Source organism: Catenuloplanes sp. NPDC051500 (genome assembly GCF_044454585.1).
In the GTDB taxonomy this organism is placed as follows: Bacteria; Actinomycetota; Actinomycetes; order Mycobacteriales; family Micromonosporaceae; genus Catenuloplanes.
The window spans coordinates 113,353-138,602 of record NZ_JBITDX010000021.1; the positions used below are offsets into that span (position 1 = coordinate 113,353).

Here is a 25,250-nt window from a genome sequence, read left to right on the forward strand (position 1 = left end):
GACAACGCAACGCAACCGCTGGCGGATGGTTCGTGCTCGCAGCGTGCCACGACTAAGGTCCAGCCCCACAGACTGATGAGGTCAAGCCCCACAGACGTACAGGCAAGCCCAGCCGGGAGATGACCTCCGGATGGCGCACGCGAACTCGGCGCACGATGGTGCGCCAAGAGGCAAGACTACGCCATCAGGCCGTGGCCTCCCAACTCGGGTGCTGGTCAGCTCCCACAGAGCTCGTCGAGCTGCGCCTGCAGCTGCTCCACCTGGCCGCCACCGATCGACTCCAGATCCGCGGTCATGACACCCACCCGGGCCGCCATGTTCGTCAGCACGGCCTTCAGCCGGGCGTCCGAGGCGGAGCCGGCCTGGGCCTGCAGCGACGCCTCCCAGGTGTCAAGCGCCTTCTCGGCGGCAGCCTGGGCCGCCTTGCCCTCGGCGGTGTCCGGGCCGGCCTGGGCGAGCTTGGCCAGCTGGCCGACGTACTCGGTGACCGCGGCCGAGCTCTCCTTCGTCACCGTGTCGCAGACGTTCGTCGCGTTACCGCCGGCCGGGCCGGTACCCGCCGGGATCGGCACCTCGCCGGCCACGGGGGCGGGCGGGGACGCGGTGGCGGCCGGATCGGTGACGGACGGGTCCGTGGCGGCGCCGGGCAGAGACGCGGTGGCGGACGGCACGGCGGCCGGCGGCGGCTCCTCGTCGTCGGAGCAGGCGGTGGTGAGCAGCAGCGCGGCCGCGAGCGCGAACGCGGCGGCAGCGGGACGAACGAGTGACCGGGGGCGGGTCATGGGGGTGCTCCTGGGTTCGGGACCGTTGACCGCCGTCGACCCTAACCCGTGCGCGCCGGTCCCGCGCGCGGACGTGGAGCAGGCCCGGACCGATAACGGTCCGGGCCTGCACAAACCTCAATCAGGGACGGGTACGCCGACGGGTGCTGCGCCGGGTCCGGCGACGGCCGCTCGCGCCGCCCTCGGCATCCTCGTCCTCGTCCTCGCCGAGCGCGTCGGGGTCGTCCGCCGCGGCCAGCCGCGCGGGCTCACCCGCCTCGTCGTCCTCGTCCTCGTCGTCCTCGACCGTGCTCTCGTACCGGGAGAGGTCGTAGCCCATGGTGTCGTCGTAGCTCGCCGCCTCGTAGGCGGACAGCGACGGCGCCGGGGCCGACTGCTGCAGGATGCCCGACACCGCACCGATCACCGGCGGGATAACCGGCGCGACTGGCGCCTCCACCCGCAGCTGCGGGTCGGCCTCCAGCTCGATCGCGGGTGCGGGATCCGGCTCGAGGTCCGGCTCGGCCAGCAGCGCCTGCGCGGTCGCCGACTCGGCCACCACCAGCTCGGCCGTCTTCCGCCCGCGACGACGACCGGAGCCCTCGACACGACCGGAACTCTCGACGCGACCAGAACCCTCGACACGACCAGAACCCTCGGCCCGACCAGAACTCTCCGCGCGAGCAGAACTCTCGGCCCGACCAGAACTCTCGGCACGACCGGAGCTCTCGACCCGGCCCGAGCCCTCGGCACGGTCGACACGCTCCGTCCGCTCGATGCGCTCGGTGCGCACCGGCGACGGGACGATGCCAGAGGCCACCGACTTCACGCGGTCGCCACCACCGTGGCCGTGCCCGTTGCCGCCGTTGCGAGACCGGTCACTGATCGGGTCGGTGTGAATGACCAGGCCGCGGCCCTTGCAGTGGTCGCAGGTCTCGCTGAACGCCTCGAGCAGGCCCGCGCCGATCCGCTTGCGCGTCATCTGCACCAGGCCGAGCGAGGTGATCTCGGTGACCTGGTGCTTGGTCCGGTCCCGGCCCAGGCACTCGGTCAGCCGCCGCAGCACCAGCTCGCGGTTGTTCTCAAGCACCATGTCGATGAAGTCGATGACCACGATGCCACCGAGGTCGCGCAGCCGCAGCTGACGCACGATCTCCTCGGCCGCCTCCAGGTTGTTCCGGGTGACCGTCTCCTCGAGGTTGCCGCCCACGCCCGTGTACTTACCGGTGTTGACGTCGACCACAGTCATCGCCTCGGTCCGGTCGATCACCAGGTGACCGCCGGACGGGAGGAAGACCTTGCGGTCCAGGCCCTTGAGGATCTGCTCGTCGATCCGCTTGTCGGCGAAGATGTCACCGACGCCTGTGTACCTGTGCAGGCGCTCGACAAGGTCCGGCGAGACGTGGGTGAGGTAGTCCTCCACCATGTCGTACGCGTCCTCGCCCTGCACCAGGACCTCGCGGAAGTCCTCGTTGAACAGGTCGCGGACCACCCGTACCAGCAGATCGGGCTCTTCGTAGAGCGCGACCGGCGCGCCACCCTCGGCGACCCGGGACTGGATGTCCTCCCACTGTGCCTGCAGACGCTTGACGTCGCGGGCCAGCTCGTCCTCGCTGGCGCCCTCGGCCGCGGTACGCACGATCACGCCCGCGCCGTCCGGCACCATCTTCTTCAGCACGTCACGGAGGCGCTTGCGCTCGTTGTCCGGCAGCTTGCGGCTGATGCCCGACGCATTGCCGTGCGGCACGTAGACCAGGTGCCGGCCGGAGAGCGCGATGTGGCTGGTCAGCCGCGCGCCCTTGTGCCCGATCGGGTCCTTGGTCACCTGCACAAGCACCGAGTCGCCGGAGCGCAGCGCCTGCTCGATCGAGCGGGAGCGGCCCTCCAGACCCGTCGCGTCCCAGTTGACCTCGCCGGCGTAGAGCACGGCGTTGCGGCCGCGCCCGATGTCGACGAACGCCGCCTCCATGCTGGGCAGCACGTTCTGCACCTTGCCGAGGTACACGTTGCCGGCCATGGTCCCCGAGGAGCCGCGGCTGACGTAGTGCTCGACAAGGATGCCGTCCTCGAGCACCGCGATCTGCGTACGGTCGCTGGTCTGCCGGACCACCATCGTCCGGTCCACGGCCTCGCGGCGGGCCAGGAACTCCGACTCCGACAGGATCGGCGGGCGGGTCCGGCGCTGCTCACGGCCGTCGCGACGACGCTGACGCTTCGCCTCCAGCCGGGTGGAGCCGGAGACGCCCTGCACCTCGTCGGCGACGGCCCGCGGCTCGCGGATGCGCACGACCGTGTGGACGCCCGCCTCCTCGGCCTCGTCCGCGTCGCCCGCGCCCTTGCGGCGACGGCGGCGGCGACGGCGGGTCATCGGCTCGCCGCCGTCCTCGTCCTCGTCGTCCGCCTCGGCGGCCGGCGCCTCGTTCTCCTCAGCGGGCTCGTCCTCGCCCAGGCCGTCGTCGTCCGCGCCACCACGACCGCGGCCACGGCCACGGCGGCCACGGCGGCGACGGCGGCGGCTGCCGTCCTCGTCGTCCGCCTCGCCGTCGAGGTCGTCCTCGACGTCGTCGGTGGACTCGTCCTGCTCCTCGACGTCCGTGACGGCGGCCCGGCTGTACTCCTCGGCCGGCGACCTGCGGTAGTCCTCGGTGTCGTCGTCGGAGTCGGCCGGCTCTGCGGCGCCACGGCGGCGACGGCGACGGCGGGTGGTCTCGACCGGCTCCGCCTCCTCCTCCGCCTCGACCGGCGCGGGCACGGCCTCGGCCGGTGCGATAAGCGCGGCGGCCGGGGCCTCCGCGCGCCGGGTGACAGGCACGATCGGCTCCGGCTCGGGCGCCATGAACAGCACCGGCGGGGGCATCGCCGCACGGCGGCGGGTACGCGGCCCGTCCTCGGCCGGCTCGACCGGTGCGGCGACCGGCGTCACGGTGCCGGCCTCGTCCTCGACCTCGTCGTCAAGCGGGACCAGGACGATCGGGAGCTGATCGGGCTCGGCCGCGGGGGCGGCGACCTTGCGGGTCCGGGTACGCGTGCGCGTGGCCTTGACCGGCGCGGCCGGGGCCTCGTCGTCAAGCGTGAGCGGTACCGGGCTGATCTCCGGGTTCACCCCGGCCTGCGTCTCCGCGCCGGGCTCGGCCGTCTCCGCACCGGGCTCGGCCGCGAGCGCGGGAGCAGCGGCCTTCCGGGTGCGGGTGCGCCGCACCGGGGCGGCCGGCGCGTCGTCCTCGGCGGTCTCGCCGTCGGCGGCGGGAGCGACCGCCTTGCGGGTGCGGGTCCGGGTGCGCGTGGCCTTGACCGGCGCGACCGGAACCTCGTCGTCGGTGAGCGGCGCGGGACCCGCGTCGATCGGCACGATCTCCTCCGCCGGGGCGGTGTCGGCCGAGGAGACGCCGGACGGGGGCGTCTCGACGGGCGCGACCGGCACGGACTCCAGGACCGCCGGAGCGATCTCCTCGTCCTCGGCGGCGTCCTCGGCCGTCTCGGCCGTCGGGTCGACCGTCTCGGCGGCGTCCTCGACGGTCTCGGCCGTGGGGACGGCCTGGACCGGCGTGGTCTCGCCGAGCAGCTCGGCCGCGGTGCCGTGCGGCGCCGGGGTATCGACGGGCGCCGGGCGCTCCGCCTCGCGGACGTTGTCGCTAGTAGTGCTGTCGACGGTGTCGCCGGCCGGTGTGGAACCGGTCCGCTCACCGCCCTCTGGCTCGTTGTCGAGCATGGGCGTTCTCCAGTTCTGGCGGCCCCGGGCGCGGGTGAGCGCTGCCACGCAGGATCGCCGCAAAGTAGTTCCGGTGCCGCGCCGCGCGCGTCTCCCGCCGCCGTCCGATGGCCGGGAAACCCGTAAGGCGCGAATTACCGAAGTCTGCCGACGAGCGCTGGCCGGAAAACCCGGCTAGCTCCCACCGATGGTTGCCCCGTCGCGGTCCGCGGCCAGCGGGTCGACGATCTCCCCCTGCGCGGTCAGCAATCCTTGCGCCAGCCGTGTCGCCCTCGGCGGCAACGGCGGCTCCAGGTCGGCCACCACGCGGAGGCCGGACAGGACGTCATCGGGTCGTACGGACGGGGTGACCTGCCGCACGACAAGGTCCAGTATCGCACACGGTGCGGCCCCGACCCCGGAAGGTGCGCCGCCCTCCGATTTCACCTCGATGCGGGTGACCGGCGTACGTGCGTCGAGCTGTCGCTTTCCCTGTTTGGTGAGCCGTTCGACGGCGACTTCCGGCGCGTCGCGGAACGCGGTGACGGCCTTGGTCAACGTCTCGTCGGTGATCCCGGGGAACTCGATCCGCCAGTGCGACGCGTCGATCCGGTCGGCGAGGCTGCCGGGGCCGGCCTCGACCGCGTCCAGCACGTCCAGGCCGGGCGAGAGCGCGGCGTCGAGCGCGGCCCGGACCGTCTCCGGATCGGTGTGGGTCTGCAGGCCGATCTCCAGGTACTCCGCCTCGCTGGCGACGCCGGTGGGCGCGGCGCTGGCATACGAGATCTTGGGGTGTGGCGTGAATCCCTGGGAGAAGGCGATGGGGATGCCCGCCCGGCGCAGCGCACGCTCGAACGCGCGCGCGAAGTCCCGGTGCGAGGTGAATCGGAGCGGGCCGCGCTTGGCATAGCGGATCCGGATCCGCTGCACGACGGGCGCCTGGCCCCCCTCTGGCTGTGGCTTGGGAGGAATCGTGGGGCTCCTTTGTCCTCTGGTGGGTCCCGCCCATCTTCCCGTACGCACGGCGGCAACGCGACTCGCCGTCGCCATCCGCCTACGCAGCCCGTTACATCCGGCATGAAGGCTCTGATGCTTGCCGGTGGGCGCGGCACCCGGCTGCGGCCGCTCACGCACACGTCCGCCAAGCAGTTGTTCCCGGTCGCGAACAAGCCGGTGATCTTCTACGGGCTGGAGGCGGTGCGCGAGGCGGGCATCACCGAGGTGGGCGTGATCACCGGCGAGACCGGCGCGGAGATACGGGCCGCCCTTGGCGACGGCTCCCGTTTCGGCCTGTCCATCACCTACATCCCGCAGGAAGCGCCGCTCGGGCTGGCCCACTGCGTGCTGATCGCCCGGGACTTCCTCGGCGACGACGACTTCGTCATGTATCTCGGCGACAACTTCCTGCTCGGCGGCGTGCAGGAGCTGGTCACGGCGTTCCGGGCCGGCGACTACGAGGCGCAGATCCTGCTTGCGGCCGTGGACGACCCGCGCTCGTACGGCGTGGCCACGCTCGGCCGCAGCGGGGAGATCGTCGGGCTGACCGAGAAGCCGGCCGAGCCGGAGAGCGACCTGGCGATCGTCGGCGTCTATCTGTTCAGCCCCGCGATCCACGAGGCGGTCCGCGCGATCGGCCCGTCCGCCCGCGGCGAGCTGGAGATCACCGACGCGGTGCAGTGGCTGATCGCGCAGGGCCATCGCGTGCATTCGCACCTGGTCAGCGGCTACTGGAAGGACACCGGCCGGGCGCGGGACATCCTTGAGTGCAACCGGATGGTGCTGGAGTCGGTGGAGCCGAGGCTGGACGGCACGGTGGCCGGATCCACCGAGATCATCGGCCGGGTGGTGATCGAGTCCGGCGCCGTGGTCGAGGACTCGGTGCTGCGCGGCCCGATCGTGATCGGCACCGGAACGAAGATCATCCGCTCGTACGTCGGCCCGTTCACCTCGATCGCGGACGACTGCATGCTTGAGGACGCGGAGATCGAGTACTCGATCGTCTTCGCCAACGCCTCGATCCGCGGCGTCTCCCGGATCGGCGAGTCGATCATCGGTCGCGACGCCCAGGTGCTGCCCGCTCCGCGTACCCCCGCGGCTCATCAGTTGATCGTCGGCGATCACAGCACCGTCCGGCTGCGGGCCTGATGCGCGGCGCCGACATCCGGGACACCGCCGAGGTCGAGGATCACCACTGGTGGTACCGCGAGCGCCGTGCCCTGCTCGCCCGTGAGCTGCGCCGGCTCGACAGGTCTCCGGGGCCGCGCCGGGCCGTCGAGATCGGCGCCGCCGGTGGCGGGAACTGCCTGGTCCTGCGCGCGTTCGGCTACGACGTGCTGGCCACCGAGTTCCTGCCGGAGGGCGTGGAGATCGCCCGTGCCCGCGGCCTCACCGCGATCCAGGCGGACGCCCGGGACCTGCCGCTGCCGGATGCGAGCCGTGACCTGCTGGTCGCGTTCGACGTGCTCGAGCACATCGCGGAGCACGAGCGCGCGGCCGCCGAGATTCACCGGGTGCTCCGGCCGGGCGGGACCGCGCTCATCGCCGTACCCGCCGATATGCGGTTATGGTCTGTTTTTGACGAGCTCAGCGGTCACGTGCGCCGCTATGACCGGGCCGGCCTCACCGCGCTCGTGACCGGCGCCGGCCTGCGCGTCGAGGCGCTCCGGAGCTGGAACGTGCTGCTCCGGCCCGCGGTCGCGCTCCGCCGCACCGCCACCGCCAGCCCTGCTGCCGAGACGACGCTCCGTCACGACGTCACCGCCGTTCACCCGCTGCTCAACGCCGCGCTCGGCGCCGTGGTCCGCCTCGAACGCCACCTCCCGCTCGGCGCGCTCCCCGGCGTCTCGCTCGTCCTCCGCGCGCGGCGCCCCTGACGTCCCAGGGTGCGGCGACCCAAGAAACCCAAGATCTAATTCCAGTGCCACATCTACCCGCTCTCGCGGTGGTCCGGCCCGCACGCTCCCGCGGGCTCCGGTCGGCCCCGGGGGGCCTTCCTTCCGGTCTCGTCGTGCCAGATCAACCCCGTCCTGCACGCTTTTCCCACCACATTTCGCGTTATCGGCCTCGCGTGCCCGAGTAACCCGCTATTTCTTGGAATAGCGGGTGCGCAGGCCCCGCTCCGGTACCGGATGATCGGTTTCCGAGTCCGCGTTCTGCGGATGACGGGCACCGCGCGACTCCGGAAAGTCGTGCGGTGCCCGTCACGGAACATCGGGCGCTCCCGGCCCTGATGGCCGGTCGGTCCCGCGCTGACGGCCGGTCAGCTCCCGCCCTGACGACCGGGCAGCTCGCGCCCTGACGACCGGTCAGTCGGCGGATGTGACGCGGTAGTCGGCAGCGGAGGCGGGCAGCTCGTAGACGTCGCAGACGCCCGCGGTGAAGCGCGGTACCGCATAGCGGGATAGCTCCGGCGGCGGTGTGCTGGTCCGGCGGTCGACGAGCAGCCAGCGGACGCCGTGGTCGGCCGCGAGCCGGCCCACGCTCACCGCGGACGGCATCTGGAACGCGGCGTCGTTCAGGTTGAGCAGCGCACGGTCCCAGAACTCGACCCGGTTGACGACAGTGCCAGTGCGCGCGGCCTCCGCGTGCGCGGTCACCGTGTAGCCCCAGCCGGAGATCAGCACCCGCCGTTCCGTGTAGGCGGAGACCCAGAAGTTGCGGTTGTCGCAGACCCATTGCCGCAGCGTGCGGCAGTGCACGTTGGTCGCGACCAGGTCGTCAGGGGCGGAGTGGTCGCGCAGCCAGCGGCCGGCCTCGACCGCGCCCTCCGGCACGGCCGGTCGCACCTCGGACGGGTCCGCCTCCATCGGCACGTCGCGCCAGCCTCCGCGCATCGCGGCCAGGATCGGTGAGGCGTAGCCGCCGACCGCGGCCGGCAGCACCATGCCGAGCATCGCCAGCCAGACCGCGAACCAGGCGCGGCGGGACGGCCGCGCGCGCTTCCGGGCCCGGCCGAGGCCCCAGACCAGCAGCCACACCGCGACGCCGGCCCCGGCCAGCACGCCGAGCGGCGCCAGCACGGAACCGAAGCCCTGGTTGTCCCGCGGCTCACCGATCAGGTCGTGCCCGGCCCAGACCGCACCGGCCCCGGCAGCGAGCGAGAAGATCCCCAAGGACCAGCCCCAGAGGGTACGGCGTTGCGCCGTTGCCACGACCAGCCCGGCGACCGCGAGGCACCCCAGGTACGGCCGCGCCGAGTTGACGAAGTAGAGCTGGCTGGCGCCCGGATGCTCGAACGTCAGCGCCGCACCGAACCCGGCCGCCACGATGCCCAGGCAGATCAGCACGCCCGGGTCGACAAGCCGGCGCGGCCGCAGCAGCATCGCCCAGGCGCCGCCGACCATGCTCATCCACAGCAGCAGCACAAGCGTCGCAAGCGTGAACGCGGGCCACCAGCCCAGCTCGGCCACCCGTTCCAGCCCGAGCTGGGCAAGCCCCTCCCCCACCGAGCCGGGCGTGGTCGCGGCAGCACCCTCGACCGCATTGCCACCTGTCGCGGCCGTGACACCGATCGGCGCCAGCGCGGCCGGGTCCACGTCCTGCCCGCCGAACGGCACGCCGTCCATCGCGGAGTAGCGGATCGGCCCCGGCGGCCCGCCCTCGGTGCCTGGCACAAGCGTGGCGGTGCCGGCGATGTGGCCGAGCGCGGAGTTGAGCGCGGTGGAGAGCGGTTTGACGCTGAGCCCGCCGGCCGAGTCGGAGAAGAGGATGAGCTGCGCGAACACGAGCGTGACAGTGGTCAGGCCGGCGGCGGCGAGCGCGGCCCGGGGCGGCCGGAACTCGCCGATCCAGCGCACTGTCACGGCAAGCACCAGCCCGGCCAGCAGCAGCGGCTGGTAGGTGGCCTTCGCCCCGGTGATCACCACGAGCAGCAGGATCAACATGGTCCACCGGCCGGCACCGCCGACGTCGCGGAGCAGCTCGATCAGCAGCATCACGGCCGCGATCGCCAGCATCGCGCCGAACGTCTGGGTGGGACTGAGCCAGAGCGCGTCAAGGATCGAGCCCTGCGGCACCGAGGCGGGCAGATTCCGGTACGGGTTGAACGGCGCCCCGACCAGCGGCAGCAGCGCGGCCAGCGGCCCGGCCCACCACGGCACCGGATTGCGGAACTCGCCGACCAGCTTGGTGGCGAGCACCGCGGTGCCGACCACGAAGATCAGCGCCATCGGCAGCAGGCTCAGCCGCAGCAGGAGCACCTGCAGCTCGATGCCGGTCCCCCAGCTGGTGGCGGCCAGGTCCGCATAGACGAACCAGTGGTAGTGCAGCGGCTCGCCGATCAGGTACGGGATCTGCGGCGGCGCATGGTTCTTCAGCTCGCCGGCCAGCGCCAGATGGAACGGCATGTCCACGTAGGGCGTACCGACCGACGGCCACTCCAGGCCGTGCGATCTGAAGAACTTCGCGGCGGTCCAGCCGAGCACCAGCAGGCAGACACCTGCGACGCCCCAGGCCCAGCGGCGCGGTACCGGGTCTCCGGACCCCCGCCAGTACTGGCGCAGCGGCTTGACCAGAAGGAACGCGAGCAGGATCACGGCGGGCAGCGCGGGGGCGAGTCGTGGCTGGTCGGCAGTGCGCGCGACGACGTACCCGATGATCTCCAGGGAGTAGCCGATCGCGGCGCCACCGGCCACGTCGGACGGCAGCGTGCCCGCACCCCGGCGCAGCGCCCGCCAGACCAGCGTGCCGGGGAGCAGGACCGCGAGCGTGAGGTAGGCCGCGAACGCCGCGATGTCGCGCGTGCTCACGCCGTACCAGCGAAGGATTGTGACGATGACCGCGGCGGTGAGCACCGCCGGCAGGAAGCGCACGACAAACCCGGCGCCGCGGGCGAAGCGGCCGGGGACCGTCGGCGGGGCGGTGTTCCCGGCGGACGCCGCGCGGGTGAGCGTGGCGGTCACCGGAACGACCAGCCGCGGTGCAGCTGATAGGTGATCACCGGCGCGACCACGATGATCAGCGCCTGGGCCGGCAGCACCGGCAGCCCGGCCGTCTCGACGAGCAGCGGCAGCCCGACAAGCGTGCAGGCCAGGCTGCCCAGCGAGACCAGGTAGAACCGGGCCAGCCCGGCCCCCCACGAGCCGGTGCCACCGAAGATCCGCCGGTACGCCGGGTAGGTGATCAGCGCGGTCGCCGCGTTCGCGAGCACGGCGATCAGCAGGTACGGCGTGCGGTGCCCGGCGATCAGCCATCCCGCGGAGAACAACCCGTAGTAGACGACCGCGCCGCAACCCCCGGCGAGAACGTAGAGAGCGCGTCGGTCGTTGAGCAGGGGGCGGAGCAAACGCCTCCGCCGGCCGGTCGCGTGCGCGGTGCAAGTCACGCGTGTTTCAACGATCCACCGGGCCGACGGTGGCCTGGTAGAGGGGTACGGATGCGGATCTCGGTGGTCGTGCCCTGCTACCGCTCCGCGGAGACGCTGCCGCTGCTGGTGGCCCAGCTCGGCGAGGTCCTGGGCGGGCCTCCCGACGGCGGGCTTCTCGACGGCGGGCTTCTCGACGGCGGGCCTCCCGGCGGCGGGCCTCCCGGCGGCGGGCCTCCCGGCGGCGGGCCCCTCGACGGCGAGCGTTTCGGTGCCGGATCTCTCGGCGGTGGGACCTTCGGTGGCGGGCGCCTCGGCGGCTATGAGGTCGTGCTGGTGGTGGACGACGACGGCGGCCTCGACACCTGGGCCGCCGCCTCCGCGCTGGCCGGGACGCGACCCGAGGTCCGGGCGATCCGGCTGGCCCGCAACGTCGGCCAGCACGGCGCGCTGCTGGCCGGCCTGCGCGCGGCCCGGCACGAGGTGATCGTGACCATGGACGACGACCTGCAGCACCCGCCGTCCGAGATCCCCCGCCTGCTGGCCGCGCTCACCGACGAGGTGGACCTGGTCTACGGCGTGCCCGAGGCGGAGGAGCACGGCCTGCTTCGCAACGCCGCCTCCCGGCTGATCAAGGCGGGCCTGGCCGGCGCGATGGGCGTCCGCAATGCACGGCTGGTCGGCGCGTTCCGGGCGTTCCGGTCATTCCTGGTGCAGGGCCTGGACGGTGTGCGCGGCCCCGGAACCGCTATCGACGTGGGACTCTCCTGGGGCACGACCCGGGTGACAGCGGTCCGGGTGCGCATCGCGCCGCGCGCGGCCGGCCGGTCCGGCTACACCCCGGGTCGGCTGCTGGCACACGCGGCGGACATGGCGTTCGGCTACTCGACGGCGCCGCTGCGGCTGGTGACGTACGCCGGGTTCCTGGTCGGGCTGGGCGGCCTCGCCCTGCTCGCACGCCTGATCTGGGCCTGGGCCAGCGGCGAGACCCGGATCGCCGGCTTCACCACTATCGCGTCAATGGTCGCGTTCTCGTCGTCCGCCGTGATGATCGCGGTGGGCGTGCTCGGCGAATACATCGGCCGCATCCACACCACCGGCAGCGGCCGCCCCGGTTACGTGATCCGCGAGCAGGTGGAGGGCCAGGTGACGTCCCGTGCTTCGACCCGCTGAGCCGCACGACGCCGAGAACGTGCGGCGCTGGCGCAACCACCCCGAGGTCCGCGCCCAGTTCCTCTACCGCGACGTCATCTCACCGGACGACCATCGCACCTGGTGGGATCGCATGTCCGCGGACCCGGCAAGCCGCATCCTGATCTACGAGCACGACGGCGAGGGCGTCGGCGCGGTCACCTTCAAAGATCATGACCCACTCACCCGTACCGCCGAGTGGGGCTTCTTCCTTGATCTTGAAACGCTCCGCCCGCGCGGCACGCTCTTCGGCGCCTGGGTCGGCCTCGAACAGGCGGCGATCCGCTACGCGCTCGACGATCTGCAGCTCGCGGTCCTGGGCGCCCGCACGCTGGCCGGCAACAAACCGGTGCTCACGCTGCACCGCCGCAACGGCTTCATCGAGATCCCCGAGCGCCACTACACCACAGAGATCGACGGCACCCCGGAACACGTCCTCTGGCTGGAGCTACACGCGCCCGCGCGGTGATCAGCCGTTCGGGCCACCACCGGTCCAGGAACGGAGGGTGGGACTCCACCGTCCGCCTTCGACCTGTCCGCTCAAAACAGGATCGAGGCATTCACCAACAAAACGGATCGCCTCATCTAGATCGTGATACCGCCGGTCGATGAGCGTCTCCTTGGCCGCGAACGCCGGATATCCGGTTCTCCACTCGGGCGCCGGCGCCCGCATCGCGGTCGGCAAGGTCATGGGGCTGCGGGCGACCCGAGCGCGAACCTCCAGCGCGGCGACGAGTCCGGCGGCATCGAGATCGTCGTCGCAGGCGACCAGCAGCACCAGGTCGGCCAGATCCCGCCAACGGTTGGACGCCGCGCCACGATGGCGCTCATACATGGCGGAGACCTTGTCGGCCACCTGATCCACCAGGAGATACAGGACGAACTCCGGCAGGCTCAGGCCCAGTTTCTCCGGCGGCAGCACCGGCGTGTGGACGCGATGTTCGAGCGGGCCGACAAAGTGGATCTCGCAGGAGACGTCGATCGGGAACTCGTCCCATTTTCCGGTCCCGGCGTACACCTCGACGAGGGCGCGCAGGGCCGCGTCGGTGCTGAGCGGTGTGGTGCGGACGATCTGGAATCGCAGTGGGTCACCCACGGCAGCGCTGATGGTCTGTGTGAGATCCGCTGTTACCCGTCCCATGTCCGCAGGCAGGTGCACAAGGTCGACGTCACGGCTGTATCTCGCCTGAGGTGGGGTCCTTTACGAGCATGCTCAGCCCTCCTTTGAGAATCCATGGAGAGTCGGGGCTCGCGAATACCCGGGCGAGCAGCCGCTCCTGGAGGAAACGCCGGCGGAGCAGCTCGGACGTCGTGGGCGGGCCGAGCTGCCGCTGCCTGGTCTTCAGGTGAGCGTCGACCGACGCGCGAAAGGCGGTGGCGCTCTTGAACAACGGCGGTTCGGTCGCGGGCATTGTCACTCGTCCTCGGGTCGAGATTGCATCTGCCGGACAATGGCCCGCAAGAGAGCCGGATCGAGGCTCGACATGACCGCCTGCACGACCGTCGGGTCAACAGCAGTCAGCAGCTCCTGCGCCGAACGGTCCGGTACCTCGTCCTGCAGCACTTCGAGCAACCGGGCCCCGCCGCCGACACCCATTCCGTAGGCACGGGTATGACGTGCCAGCACCCGAACCAGTTCGTCCGGCTGTGCCTGCCCTCGGGACAGTGCGTCTCGGACGATCCCGGACAGATGACCCCGATCGACGCGTTCAGCGGCGAGATCGTCGATGGTCCGCGCCGCCATGGCGACGGGCAGGCCGTCAACCAGATTCCAGTCCACTTCGGTCACGGCGCCTCGATGTAACCGCACATCATGCCGACGCGACTGCCGACGACGCGGAACCGTGAACTCCATGACGTCAGCGGCCAGATCGCCGAGGCCACGCACGCGCGCAGCGGAGCGATGCGACACCATCTCGACGTCCGGATCCAAGATCCGCTCGCCGGCAGTGCGGGCGGGATCAAGACTCAACCAGGCCGCCCGCAGTTCCTCATGCTCATGCGAGGGGCTTCCCACCAGGCGATAGATCCCGTGGGCGATCCGGACGAGGCCTCCCGCGAGAGCCATCTTCGCCATCGACTGCGGCGTGACGTCAAGCAGTCGCGCTTGCCGTACCGTCACCAGGCCCCATTGGTCGCTCGCCAGCTCCGCGACTGTACGGATGTTCGCCACGATGACCGATCCAAGATCTGCAAAAATTCCCCTGATGTCTTCAATAGTAGCCTCAGGGGCTAACTTTGCAGTACGAGGCGGTATTTTTGCAGTACCCAGACGAATGACACGTGTGCCGACAGCCGAGACTCCGGCTCACCGCCGGTAGCTGATCACCGCGTCGATGACCTGGTCGAGTTCGGAGGCGGTCATGCCGGCGAAGAGGGGGAGGCGGACCAGGCGGTCGGCGACGTCCTCGGTGACCGGGCAGCCGCCGGGCGCGGTGCGGCCGTAGCGGCGGCCGGCCGGGGCGGAGTGCAGGGGCAGGTAGTGGAACGCGGCCTGCACGCCGCGGTGGCCGAGGTGCCGGATGAACTCCTGCCGGTCCGCCGTGTCGCGCATCAGGAGCTGGTAGAGGTGGGCCGGGTGCTCGCAGCTGACCGGGACGACCGGGCGGGCGGCGCCGCGATCGAACGCCCAGGCGGCCAGGCGGGTGTCGTAGGCGGACCAGACCGCGTGCCTGCGGCGCTGGATGTCGTCGAACGCCTCCAGCTGCGCGGTGAGGAACGCGGCAAGCAGGTCGGCGGGCAGGTACGACGAGCCGACGTCCACCCACCGGTACTTGTCGACCATGCCGCGGAAGAACTGGCTGCGGTTCGTGCCCTTCTCCCGGACGATCTCGGCGCGGGAGAAGTAGCTGAGGTCGTTGAAGATCAGCGCGCCGCCCTCGCCGCACTGCACGTTCTTGGTGACGTGGAAGCTCTGCGTGGCGAGCGCGCCGAACGAGCCGAGCGGCCGCCCGCGGTAGGTGCCGCCGAGCCCGTGCGCGTTGTCCTCGATCACCGCGAGTCCGTGCCGGGCCGCCACCGCCGTGATCGTGGACATCTCGCAGGCCACGCCGCCGTAGTGCACGACCACGATTGCCCGGGTACGGGACGTGATCGCGCCCTCGACCAGGCGCTCGTCCAGGTTAAGCGTGTCCGGGCGGCAGTCGACGAAGACCGGCACGGCGCCACGCAGCGCGAACGCGTTCGCGGTGGAGACGAAGGTGAACGACGGCATGATCACTTCGTCGCCGGGCCGCAGGTCGAGCAGGATCGCGGCCATCTCGAGCGCGTGCGTGCAGGACGTGGCGAGCAGGGCCTCCGGCGCGTCGACGAGGCGGCTGAGCAGCCCGGTGGCGCGCGCGGTGAACGGCCCGTCACCGGAGAGCGCGCCCAGCCCGATCGCCTCGCCGACGTACTCCCGTTCCAGCCCGCACAGGTACGGGCGGTTGAACGGGATTCCGGTCAGAGGGGTCAGCGTCGCGGTCACCCCGCCTACGCTAATGCTCCTATTTCATGAAAAGGGTGATCAAAACGGACTAGTAACCCGTCAGTGTGCGTGAACCCTCGGACCGGACGAGTTCAGCGGCGTCAACGGCAGCAGCTTCTTCCCGGTCGGGCCGACCTGGATCTCGGTGTCCATCGACGGGCACACGCCGCAGTCGAAGCACGGCGTCCAGCGGCAGTCGTCCTGCTCGAACTCGCTCTTCGAGTCCATCCAGTCCTGCCACAGCCACTCCTTGTCCAGCCCCGAGTCGAGGTGGTCCCAGGGCAGGACCTCCTGCTCCTCGCGCTCCCGGGTGGTGTACCAGGCGGTGTCCACGCCGAACCCGGGCAGCACCTCGGCAGCCGAATCGATCCAGCGCCTGTAGGAGAAGTGCTCGCTCCAGCCGTCGAACCGGCCGCCGTTCTCCCACACCTTGCGGATCACCGCGCCGACCCGCCGGTCACCGCGCGACAGCAGTCCCTCGATCAGCGACGGCTCGCCGTCGTGGTACCGGTAGCCGATCGCCCGGCCGAGCGAACGGTCGCTGTTGATCGCGGCCTTGAGCAGCCGCAGCCGGTTGTCGATCACCTCGGGCGGATCCATCTTCGCCCACTGGAACGGGGTGTGCGGCTTCGGCACGAACCCGCCGATGCTCACGGTGCAGCGGATGTCCTTCGACCCGGTCGCGGCGCGGCCCGCCTTGATCACCTCGTGCGCGAGCCGGGCGATCTGCAGGACGTCCTCGTCCTCCTCGGTCGGCAGGCCGCACATGAAGTACAGCTTCACCTGCCGCCAGCCGTTTGTGTACGCCGTGACCACCGTGTTGATCAGGTCTTCCTCGCTGACCATCTTGTTGATCACACGGCGGATCCGCTCCGAGCCGCCCTCCGGCGCGAACGTCAGGCCGGTGCGCCGCCCGTTCTTGGACAGCTCCTGCGCAAGCTCGATGTTGAACGCGTCCACCCGGGTCGACGGCAGCGACAGCGACACGTTCGTCCCCGCGTACTGCTCGGCGAGGCCGGAGCACATGTCGCCGATCTCGCTGTGGTCCGCGCTGGACAGCGACAGCAGACCCACCTCGGAGTAACCGGAGAACTCCAGGCCGTCCCGGACCATCTGGCCCACAGTCGTGATCGAGCGCTCGCGGACCGGGCGGGTGATCATGCCGGCCTGGCAGAAGCGGCAGCCGCGCGTGCAGCCCCGGAAGATCTCCACCGCGTACCGCTCGTGCACCGACTCGGCAAGCGGCACGATCGGCTTCTTCGGGTACGGCCACGCGTCCAGGTCCATGGTCGTGCGCTTGTGGATGCGCGACGGAACGCCCGCCCGGTTCGGCACGACCCGGTGGATCCGGCCGTCCTCCAGGTAGTCGACGTCGTAGAAGCGCGGCACGTAGACGCTCTCGGTCTTCGCCAGGCGCAGCAGGATCTCGTCCCGGCCGCCGGGCGCGCCCTCCGCCTTCCACTGCCGGACGATGGCGGTGATCTCCAGGACCGCTTCCTCGCCGTCGCCGAGCACTGCCGCGTCGATGAAGTCCGCGATCGGCTCCGGGTTGAACGCCGCATGCCCACCGGCCACGACGATCGGATGCGCCTCCGTGCGGTCCCGCGAGTCAAGCGGGATGCCGGCCAGGTCAAGCGCGGTCAGCAAGTTCGTGTACCCGAGCTCGGTCGCGAACGACAGGCCCAGCAGGTCGAAGGCCCCGACCGGCCGGTGCGCGTCCACGGTGAACTGGGACACGCCCCGCTCGCGCATCAGCGCCTCGAGGTCCGGCCACACCGCGTAGGTGCGCTCGGCAAGCACGTCCGGCTGCTCGTTGAGCACCTCGTAGAGGATCTGGACGCCCTGGTTCGGGACGCCCACCTCGTAGGCGTCCGGGTACATCAGCGCCCAGCGCACGGTCGCGGAGTCCCAGTCCTTGGTGACCGCGCCGAGCTCGCCGCCGACGTACTGGATCGGCTTGCTGATCAGCGGCAGCAGCTGTTCGAGCTGGGGCCACACCGAAGTGACGCTCATGAAACCTCCCGGATCAACCACCCAGGGTACGCGTCGCCCGTAGCCGCGCACCGACCCGCACCCGCCCGGAACGCCGCCCCGAGCCGGGCTGGCCGGGCGGGGCTAACCTCGTCGGTAGGGCCCGCGGGGTGGCCCGCTGACCTGTGTGACACCTGAGCGGCAAGGAGACCTGAGCGATGTCGGAAGATCGGCCGGACCGCCACCCGGAGCCCGATCCGACGGCCTCAGAACCAAAGCCACAATCACCCGGGGGTACGGCCGGGAGCACGCCGGACGACACGGCGGCGATGCAGCAGGCCAGCGGGGACGACACGAGCACAATGCCGCGGGCCGGCGGGGACAGCACAAGCACAATGCCGCAGGCCGGCGGGGACAGCACAAGCACAATGCCGCAGGCCGGCGGAGGCGACACAAGCCCAATGCCGCAGGCCGGCGGAGGCGACACAAGCCCAATGCCGCAGGCCGGCGGGGACGGCACAAGCACAATGCCGACCGTCAGCGGGGACGGCACGACGAAGATGCCGGCCGCCGGCGAAGACGGCACGAACAAGATGCCGCAGGCCGGCGGAGAGGGCACGAGGAGGATGCCCGCGCCCGCCGCGTCCGGGCCGGCCGGCCACGGCACGGCGAAGACGGCCGCGCCTGAGCAGCCGGGCAGCGCCGCGTCCAGCCCCACTCCGACCGACCCCGCTGAGCAGCACCCTGCCGCCAAGCAGCGCCCCGCCGCTGAACAGCACCCTGCCGCTGAACAGCACCCTGCCGCCGGGCAGCACCCTGCCGCCGAGCAGCGCCCCGCCGCCGAGGAGCCCTCCGCCGCCGACGGCACCGCGAAGATGGATGCCGGGGATGACGCGAAGACCGAGGAGCCGCGACCGGCCGCGTGGCGGGGTGCGGCCGCCGTGCCGCCACCCGGGCCGAAGAAGCGCCGCCGGTTCGGCCTCGGCCGTGACGACGAGCAGCGGCCTGCCGCGCGGGCGGACGGGCCGGACAGGCGGGAGAAGCTCGATCCGACGCTTGATCTGCCCGCCCCGGTCGACCCGTGGGAGGGCTCTTCCTCGTGGGACGACGACCAGCCGGAGCACCACTACGACTACCCGGCGCCGCCGCTGCACCCGACCCGGATAGACCGGCCGGACATGCCGCGCACCACGATCGACCGCCCGGCCGCCGCACCCCCGCCCCCGCCGCCGGCCCAGTCACAGCGGCCGCAGGGGTCACGGCCGCCGCAGGCACCGCCCCGGTCCCAGCCGCCCCGGTCCCAGCCGTCGCAGTTCCAGCCACCGCAGTCCCAGCAACCACGCTCACAGCCCCCGCACCAGCAGCCGCGCGCCCACACGCCGCCGCCGCAGTACGCGCCGCCGCCCGCCTACACCCGCCCGCAGCAGCAGCCTCCGCCGCCGTCCCCGCCCGCGGCGCAGAGCCGGCCGGCACCGCCCAGCGCGCCTGTCGTACCCCCGAAGAAGGAGAAGAAGCGGAAGAGGGATCGGCAGCCGGCCGCGCGCCCGCAGCTCCCGCCGGGATATCCGCCACCGGGATATCCGCCGCCGGCCTCGATGCGCCGTCCCCGGCGCCGTCGTCGCCGCTGGCCGATGGTGCTGCTCACCATGCTGTTGCTGACCGTGGCGTGCTGTTGCGGGCTGCCCGCGTATTTCGGGACGCCGCTGTGGCAGCAGTACCCGGCGAGCGCGTCGACACCTGAGGCGATCGGCGATCTGGCGCTGCGCGGCGGCACCGAGGCGGACGACACCGCACGGACGCTTCAGGACGAGATGCGCGGCGAGTACCTGCTGGCCGAGAGCACGTTCGCAGGCGTCTACGGCGACGGCTCCGGCAAGCGCGTGACGATCTACGGCATCACCGGGTTCCGCTGGTCGCCCGAGACCGACCTGACCGAGGAGATGACCAGGCTGAGCAATCAGTACAACCTGGCCGAGACCGAGCCGGTGGACGCGGGCGAGGTCGGCGGCTTCCAGCGCTGCGGCACCGGCGAGTCGGACGGCGCGGCAGTGGTCGTCTGCGGCTGGGCCGACCACGGCAGCCTCGGCGCGGTGGTCTTCACCCGCCGCTCACTGTCGGACAGCGCGGCGCTGCTTGACCGGATCCGCTCGTCGGTGATCACCCGCGAGCAGATCTCCATCTCGGTGTAGGTAAAAATCTGCAACTTGCATGTGACTTGAACCACAGTAATAAAAGGTGCGTCGCCGCCGGATGAGACCTCCGGCAGGGAAAGAATTCGTCGCATGCGGCGCTGGCTGTTCGGAGACCAACTGGGGCCGCACTTTCTCGACGAGCCGCAGCAGACCGTGCTGATGGTGGAGTCGCGCGGGGTCTTCGAGCGGCGCGCGTTCCACAGGCAGAAGGCGCATCTGACGCTCTCCGCGATGCGGCACCGGGCCGCTGAGCTGGGCGATCGGGTGCTCTACCTGAAGACCCGCACCTATCGGGAGGCGCTGCGCCTGGCCGGTGAGCCGGTCGACGTCTGCGCACCCACCACGCTGCGGGCCCGCAGGCTCGTCGACGCGCTCGACGACGTCACAGTGCTCCCGCCGCGCGGCTACGTGACCAGCCACGAGGACTTCGTGAGCTGGGCCGACGCGCGGCGCGGCACGCTCCGGATGGAGGACTACTACCGGCACGCCCGGCATCGGCACGACGTGCTGATGGAGCCGGACGGGAGTCCCGCCGGCGGCAAGTGGAACCTGGACGCGGACAACCGCAACCCGCCGCCGCGCGGTGTCACCCGGCTCAACGTGCCCCCGCCGCCGGAGATCGTCGAGGACGAGATCGACGCCGAGGTCCGCGCTGACCTGGACCGATGGGCGGCCGAGGGCGTCGAGTTCACAGGCGTCGACGGCCCGCGCCTGTTCCCGGCGACCCGGGCGGAGGCGCTGGCCCGGTTACGGCACTTCGTCACGGACCGGCTGCCGCTCTTCGGCCCTTACGAGGACGCCATGCTCTCCGGCGACCCGTTCATGGCGCACAGCCTGCTGTCCAGCAGCTTCAACCTGGGCCTGCTCGACCCGGTGGAGGCGATCGACCTCGCCGAGCAGGCCTACCGGGTCGACGCGGTGCCGCTGGCCGGCGCGGAGGGCTTCATCAGGCAGCTGATCGGCTGGCGTGACTACGTCTGGCACCTCTACTGGTACTTCGACGCCGGCTACCGCTCCGTCAACGAGCTGCACGCGCGCAACCGGCTGCCCGACTGGTTCGCGAACCTGGACGCGGACGCGGTCGACGCGCGCTGTCTGTCGGACGTGTTGTCCGGCGTACGCGATCGGGGATATGTGCACCACATCCCGCGCCTGATGGTGCTCGGCAACTACGCGCTGCAACGGGGGTGGCGGCCGGCCGCGATGGTCGACTGGTTCCACCGCAACTTCGTGGACGGCTTCGAGTGGGTGATGGTCGCGAACGTGGTCGGCATGAGCCAGTACGCCGACCTCGGAAAGATCACCACCAAGCCGTACGCCGCGGGTGGCAACTACATCAACCGGATGAGCGACTACTGCTCCGGCTGCCGCTACGACCCACGCACCCGGCTCGGCGAGAACGCCTGCCCGTTCACGGCCGGCTACTGGACGTTCCTGCACCGCACCCGCGAGCGCCTGTCCGGCAACGTCCGGATGATGCGCTCGTTACAGCAGCTCGAGAGCATCCACGACCTGGACCAGATCATCGCCCAGGAGCAGGACCGCGGCTCTAGAGCCCCGTAGCGGCGGGCTGGTCCTTCGGCGGGGCGTAGCGGGGGACGTACTCCTGGTCGGTCAGCTTCTGGATCTCGGCCATGATCTCGTCGGTCATCGCGCGCAGGCCGAGGGTGTCCGCCGGGCGTCCGCTGAGATCCATCGGCGTGCCGAAGCGGATCGTCACGTCGCTGGGCAGCAGCCGGGGCATGCGCTGGCCGATCGGCTGCATCCGGTCCGTGCCGACCACGCCGACCGGGATGACCGGGACGCCGGCCATGGTGGCGAGCCGGGCGGCGCCGGTGCGGCCCTTGTAGAGGCGGCCGTCGGGCGAGCGGGTGCCCTCCGGGTAGACGACGACCTGGCCGCCGCCCTTGAGGACCGGTATCGCCGCATCGAACGCGGCGAGCGCGGCGCGGCCGCCGGCGCGCTCGACGGGAATCGCACCGAGCGCCTGGAGCAGGTGTTTGAGGAAGAGGCCGCGCGGGCCGGAACCCCTGAAGTACTCCGCCTTCGCCCAGAACGCCAGGTGGCGGGGGACGACGACGGCGGAGAGCAGCTCGTCGGCGACGGAGAGGTGATTGCTCGCGAAGACGACGCCACCGGAGTGCGGGATGTTCTCCCGGCCTTCGACAGTGGGCTGCCAAATCAGGTTCAGGAGCGGGCCGACAGTGACCTTCCCCACCGAATAGAGCGCTGGCAACCCTCGACCCTCCCGCGACGTAGCCCCGCTGTCACGGGCGATCACACGGTAGCGGACCGGCGCCGAAATGAAAGCACCCCGTGCCCCGGGTAACAGCGGCACGGGGTGCTATTACGTCACATCAGCGGGCGACCCGGACGACAACCTGCTCGCCGTCGCCGACCTCGCCGATGAAGCCGTCGGTGACCTGGTCGAAGACGAGATCGTCCGCGAGCACCTCGCCGGCCACGAAGTCCCGGTACCCGCGGACCGCCGCGACCACCTCGTCCGAGGCGGAGACCGTGACCGTGATCCGGTCCGACACGTTCAGGTCCGCGTCCCGGCGGGCCTGCTGGACCACCCGGACCACGTCCCGGGCCAGGCCCTCGGCGGCCAGCTCAGGCGTGACAGCGGTGTCGAGCACGACCACGCCGCCGTTGGACAGCGTGGCCGAGTTCTCCACGTCGACCGCGACCAGCTTCAGCTCGTACTCGCCGTCCTGCAGCGTGACGCCGGCCGCGACGGGTGCGCCGTCGACAAGCTCCCAGTTCCCGGTCTTGACCGCCTTGATCACCTGCTGCACCTGGCCGCCGACGCGCGGTCCGAGCGCGCGCGGCACGACCGTGAGCACCTGCCGGCAGTAGTCCTCCACTTGCGTGGTGAACACGACCTCCTTGACGTTCACCTCGTCCGCGATGAGCGCGGTGAAGTCACCGAGGGAGGCGGCGTCCGGCGTGGCGACGGTCAGGCGCGGCAGCGGCAGCCGGACCCGCAGCGCGCGGGCCTTGCGCAGCGACAGCGCCCCGGAGCAGACGTCCCGGACCGAGTCCATCGCCGCGACAAGCGCGTGGTCGGCCGGGAACTCGCTCGCGGACGGCCAGTCGGTCAGGTGCACCGAGCGCTCGCCGGTCAGGCCGCGCCAGATCTCCTCGCTTGTCAGCGGCGCGAGCGGCGCCACCACCCGGGCGAGCGTCTCAAGCACTGTGTAGAGCGTGTCGAACGCGTCGGCGTCGCCCTCCCAGAACCTGTCGCGGGACCGGCGCACGTACCAGTTGGTGAGCGCGTCCAGGTAGGACCGCACGCTGGCGCAGGCGCCGGAGATGTCGTAGTCGTCCATCTGACGCTGGACGGTTTCGACGAGTTCGCCGGTCTTGGCCAGCACATAGCGGTCGAGGACGTTTGTGCTGTCCGTCTTCCGCTTCGCCTCGTAACCCTCCGCGTTCGCGTAGAGCGAGAAGAAGTAGTAGACGTTCCAGAGCGGGAGCAGCACCTGCCGGACCGCGTCGCGGATGCCGACCTCGGTGACCGCCATGTCGCCGCCGCGCAGCACCGGCGAGGACATCAGCATCCAGCGCATCGCGTCCGACCCGTGCGAGTCGAACACCTTGTAGACGTCCGGGTAGTTCCGCAGGCTCTTGGACATCTTGCGCCCGTCCTCGCCGAGCAGGATGCCGTGGCTGAGGCAGTTGCGGAACGCCGGCCTGTCGAAGAGCGCGGTGGCCAGCACGTGCATGGTGTAGAACCAGCCGCGGGTCTGGCCGATGTACTCGACGATGAAGTCGCCCGGGTAGTGGTCCTCGAACCACTCGGTGTTCTCGAACGGGTAGTGCACCTGGGCGAACGGCATCGAACCGGACTCGAACCAGCAGTCAAGCACCTCCGGCACGCGGCGCATGGTCGACTGCCCGGTCGGGTCGTCCGGGTTCGGCCGGGTCAGCTCGTCCACGAACGGCCGGTGCAGGTCCTCGATCTTCACGCCGAAGTCCCGCTCCATGTCCGCATAGGAGCCATAGACATCGACCCGGGGGTACGTCGGGTCGTCCGACTTCCAGACCGGGATCGGCGAGCCCCAGAAGCGGTTGCGGCTGATCGACCAGTCGCGCGCGTTCGCAAGCCACTTGCCGAACGAGCCGTCCTTGATGTGCGACGGCGTCCAGGTGATCTCCTGGTTCAGCTCGACCATCCGGTCCCGGAACGTGGAGACCGCCACGAACCAGGACGAGACCGCCTTGTAGACAAGCGGGGTCTCACAGCGCCAGCAGTGCGGGTACGAGTGCGTGTATGTGTCCTGCCGCAGCACCACCCCGCGGTCCTTGAGCAGCCGGATGATCGGCTTGTTGACGTCGAAGACCTGCTCGCCCTGGAAGTCCGGGACCAGCGCGGTGAACCGGGTGTGCTCGTCCACCGTCACGATCGTCGGGATGCCCGCCTCGTTGCAGGTGTTCTGGTCGTCCTCGCCGAACGCGGGCGCCATGTGCACCACGCCGGTGCCGTCCTCGGTGGTGACGAACTCGGCGCCGAGCACCTGGAACGCGTTCGGCCCGGCCTGCTCGACCAGGTAGTCGAAGAGCGGCGTGTACCGCTTCCCGACAAGCTCCGAGCCCTGCACGGTGCCGACCTGCTCGAAGCCCTCGAGCTCCTTGGCGTAGGCGGCCACCCGGTTCTCACCCAGGAGATACTTCTCCCCATCGCGCGACAGGACCGCATAGGTGATGTCCGGGCCGACCGCAAGCGCCAGGTTCGACGGCAGCGTCCACGGCGTGGTGGTCCAGACCGCGATCTTCTCGCCGGAGTCCAGCTGGAACCAGACGGTGACGGACGGGTCCTGCCGGTCGCGGTAGGTGTCGTCCATCCGGGTCTCGGTGTTCGACAGCGGGGTCTCGCAGCGCCAGCAGTACGCCAGCACGCGGAAGCCCTCGTAGACGAGCCCCTTCTCGTGAAGGGTCTTGAAGGCCCACATCACGGACTCCATGTAGTCCGGGTCGAGGGTCTTGTAGTCGTTCTCGAAGTCGACCCAGCGGGCCTGGCGCGTGACGTACCGCTCCCAGTCCTTGGTGTACTTGAGCACCGACGTCTTGCAGGCGTCGTTGAACGTCTGCACGCCCAGGTCAAGGATCTCCGCCTTGGTGGAGATGCCGAGCTGCTTCTCCGCCTCGACCTCGGCGGGCAGGCCGTGCGTGTCCCAGCCGAAGCGCCGCTCCACCCGCCGCCCGCGCATCGTCTGGTAGCGCGGGACCAGGTCCTTCACATATCCGGTGAACAGGTGGCCGTAGTGCGGAAGGCCGTTGGCGAAGGGGGGGCCGTCGTAGAAGACGTACTCATTATCGGCGGAGCTTGCGGAGCCCTCAGCGGCACTGTCCGTCGTCTCCGGTTTCCCGCCGGAGGCGGGCCTAGCCTCGACGGAGGCTTCGAAGGTCTTGTCGGACGCCCAGTAGTCCAGGACGCCGCGCTCGACCGCCGGCAGGTCCGGGCTGGCCGGCACGCCGGGTGTCGCAGCGTTCTTGGGGTACGCCATCGGAGGTCGCTCTCTTCTCGCAGCCTGCACGGACTGCGAGGACGAGCCCTCACGGACCCGCGGTACCACCCCGCTTGGTGATCATGGAACGACCACCCGCTCAATGTCGGCTGTGACGGGCCGCCCCGTCCGGTTCTACTGGGCTCCTGAGAGCTTTTCTTCCGGAGGCT

General features: G+C 71.0%; 18 protein-coding genes. 6 read left to right on the top strand and 12 right to left on the bottom strand.

Translation table 11 applies throughout. The features are described 5' to 3' along the window. Positions 1-215 precede the first annotated feature (215 nt). The 3 genes from ACIA8K_RS32625 to ACIA8K_RS32635 all read right to left on the bottom strand — a co-directional run bounded on the left by ACIA8K_RS32625 (position 216) and on the right by ACIA8K_RS32635 (position 5,379). Positions 216-782, bottom strand: a complete 567-nt coding sequence (locus ACIA8K_RS32625) for a hypothetical protein (RefSeq protein ID WP_396066261.1) — start codon at positions 780-782, stop codon at positions 216-218. Positions 783-903: 121 nt separating this feature from the next. Next, entirely contained in the window at positions 904-4,470 is a 3,567-nt protein-coding gene (locus tag ACIA8K_RS32630) for an Rne/Rng family ribonuclease (protein ID WP_396066263.1), read from the bottom strand. A gap of 174 nt (positions 4,471-4,644) precedes the next feature. Further along, positions 4,645-5,379, bottom strand: a complete 735-nt coding sequence (locus ACIA8K_RS32635) for a TIGR03936 family radical SAM-associated protein (RefSeq protein WP_396066265.1) — start codon at positions 5,377-5,379, stop codon at positions 4,645-4,647. A gap of 147 nt (positions 5,380-5,526) precedes the next feature. Here ACIA8K_RS32635 and ACIA8K_RS32640 point away from each other — a divergent pair, with 147 nt between their 5' ends. Beyond that, positions 5,527-6,594, top strand: coding sequence for a glucose-1-phosphate thymidylyltransferase (locus tag ACIA8K_RS32640; protein ID WP_396066267.1), 1,068 nt, complete (start codon positions 5,527-5,529; stop codon positions 6,592-6,594). Next, a complete protein-coding gene (locus ACIA8K_RS32645; RefSeq protein WP_396066269.1) occupies positions 6,594-7,322 on the top strand; it encodes a class I SAM-dependent methyltransferase in 729 nt (242 codons plus the stop codon). The genes ACIA8K_RS32640 and ACIA8K_RS32645 overlap by 1 nt, the downstream gene beginning before the upstream one ends. A 432-nt stretch (positions 7,323-7,754) precedes the next feature. On the opposite strand, the gene ACIA8K_RS32650 is transcribed toward ACIA8K_RS32645, so the two are convergent. Together ACIA8K_RS32650 and ACIA8K_RS32655 are read right to left on the bottom strand one after the other, a co-directional pair. Further along, positions 7,755-10,349, bottom strand: coding sequence for a hypothetical protein (locus ACIA8K_RS32650; protein ID WP_396066271.1), 2,595 nt, complete (start codon positions 10,347-10,349; stop codon positions 7,755-7,757). Next, a complete protein-coding gene (locus ACIA8K_RS32655; protein WP_396066273.1) occupies positions 10,346-10,732 on the bottom strand; it encodes a GtrA family protein in 387 nt (128 codons plus the stop codon). The genes ACIA8K_RS32650 and ACIA8K_RS32655 overlap by 4 nt, the downstream gene beginning before the upstream one ends. Before the next feature lie 90 nt (positions 10,733-10,822). On the opposite strand from ACIA8K_RS32655, the gene ACIA8K_RS32660 reads away from it, so the two are divergent. Further along, a complete protein-coding gene (locus tag ACIA8K_RS32660) occupies positions 10,823-11,923 on the top strand; it encodes a glycosyltransferase (RefSeq protein ID WP_396066275.1) in 1,101 nt (366 codons plus the stop codon). Then, complete coding sequence (locus tag ACIA8K_RS32665; RefSeq protein ID WP_396066277.1) at positions 11,907-12,410, top strand: GNAT family N-acetyltransferase; 504 nt, start codon at positions 11,907-11,909, stop codon at positions 12,408-12,410. The genes ACIA8K_RS32660 and ACIA8K_RS32665 overlap by 17 nt, the downstream gene beginning before the upstream one ends. Here ACIA8K_RS32665 and ACIA8K_RS32670 read toward each other — a convergent pair whose 3' ends face one another. The 5 genes from ACIA8K_RS32670 to ACIA8K_RS32690 all read right to left on the bottom strand — a co-directional run bounded on the left by ACIA8K_RS32670 (position 12,411) and on the right by ACIA8K_RS32690 (position 17,420). After that, positions 12,411-13,082 (bottom strand): nucleotidyl transferase AbiEii/AbiGii toxin family protein, encoded by a 672-nt coding sequence (locus ACIA8K_RS32670; protein WP_396066279.1) that lies wholly within the window; start codon positions 13,080-13,082, stop codon positions 12,411-12,413. 28 nt (positions 13,083-13,110) lie between these two features. Beyond that, entirely contained in the window at positions 13,111-13,353 is a 243-nt protein-coding gene (locus tag ACIA8K_RS32675; RefSeq protein ID WP_396066281.1) for a hypothetical protein, read from the bottom strand. Between the two features lie 2 nt (positions 13,354-13,355). Next, positions 13,356-14,114 (bottom strand): type IV toxin-antitoxin system AbiEi family antitoxin domain-containing protein, encoded by a 759-nt coding sequence (locus tag ACIA8K_RS32680; RefSeq protein ID WP_396066283.1) that lies wholly within the window; start codon positions 14,112-14,114, stop codon positions 13,356-13,358. A gap of 135 nt (positions 14,115-14,249) precedes the next feature. Continuing rightward, positions 14,250-15,407 (bottom strand): dTDP-4-amino-4,6-dideoxygalactose transaminase, encoded by a 1,158-nt coding sequence (rffA, locus tag ACIA8K_RS32685; protein WP_396066285.1) that lies wholly within the window; start codon positions 15,405-15,407, stop codon positions 14,250-14,252. A gap of 60 nt (positions 15,408-15,467) precedes the next feature. After that, positions 15,468-17,420 (bottom strand): TIGR03960 family B12-binding radical SAM protein, encoded by a 1,953-nt coding sequence (locus tag ACIA8K_RS32690; protein ID WP_396066287.1) that lies wholly within the window; start codon positions 17,418-17,420, stop codon positions 15,468-15,470. Between the two features lie 176 nt (positions 17,421-17,596). On the opposite strand from ACIA8K_RS32690, the gene ACIA8K_RS32695 reads away from it, so the two are divergent. Both ACIA8K_RS32695 and ACIA8K_RS32700 read left to right on the top strand, forming a co-directional pair. Further along, the gene (locus ACIA8K_RS32695) at positions 17,597-19,567 is read left to right on the top strand and encodes a hypothetical protein (protein ID WP_396066289.1); all 1,971 of its coding nucleotides are present in this window, start codon (positions 17,597-17,599) and stop codon (positions 19,565-19,567) included. Positions 19,568-19,660: 93 nt separating this feature from the next. Further along, entirely contained in the window at positions 19,661-21,133 is a 1,473-nt protein-coding gene (locus ACIA8K_RS32700; protein WP_396066291.1) for a cryptochrome/photolyase family protein, read from the top strand. Here ACIA8K_RS32700 and ACIA8K_RS32705 read toward each other — a convergent pair. Further along, positions 21,120-21,806 carry a lysophospholipid acyltransferase family protein gene (locus ACIA8K_RS32705; RefSeq protein ID WP_396066293.1) on the bottom strand — a complete coding sequence of 229 codons (687 nt, stop codon included), beginning with the start codon at positions 21,804-21,806 and terminating at the stop codon, positions 21,120-21,122. The genes ACIA8K_RS32700 and ACIA8K_RS32705 overlap by 14 nt on opposite strands. Positions 21,807-21,927: 121 nt before the next feature. Continuing rightward, positions 21,928-25,080 carry an isoleucine--tRNA ligase gene (ileS, locus tag ACIA8K_RS32710; protein WP_396066295.1) on the bottom strand — a complete coding sequence of 1,051 codons (3,153 nt, stop codon included), beginning with the start codon at positions 25,078-25,080 and terminating at the stop codon, positions 21,928-21,930. Between the last annotated feature and the right edge of the window lie 170 nt (positions 25,081-25,250).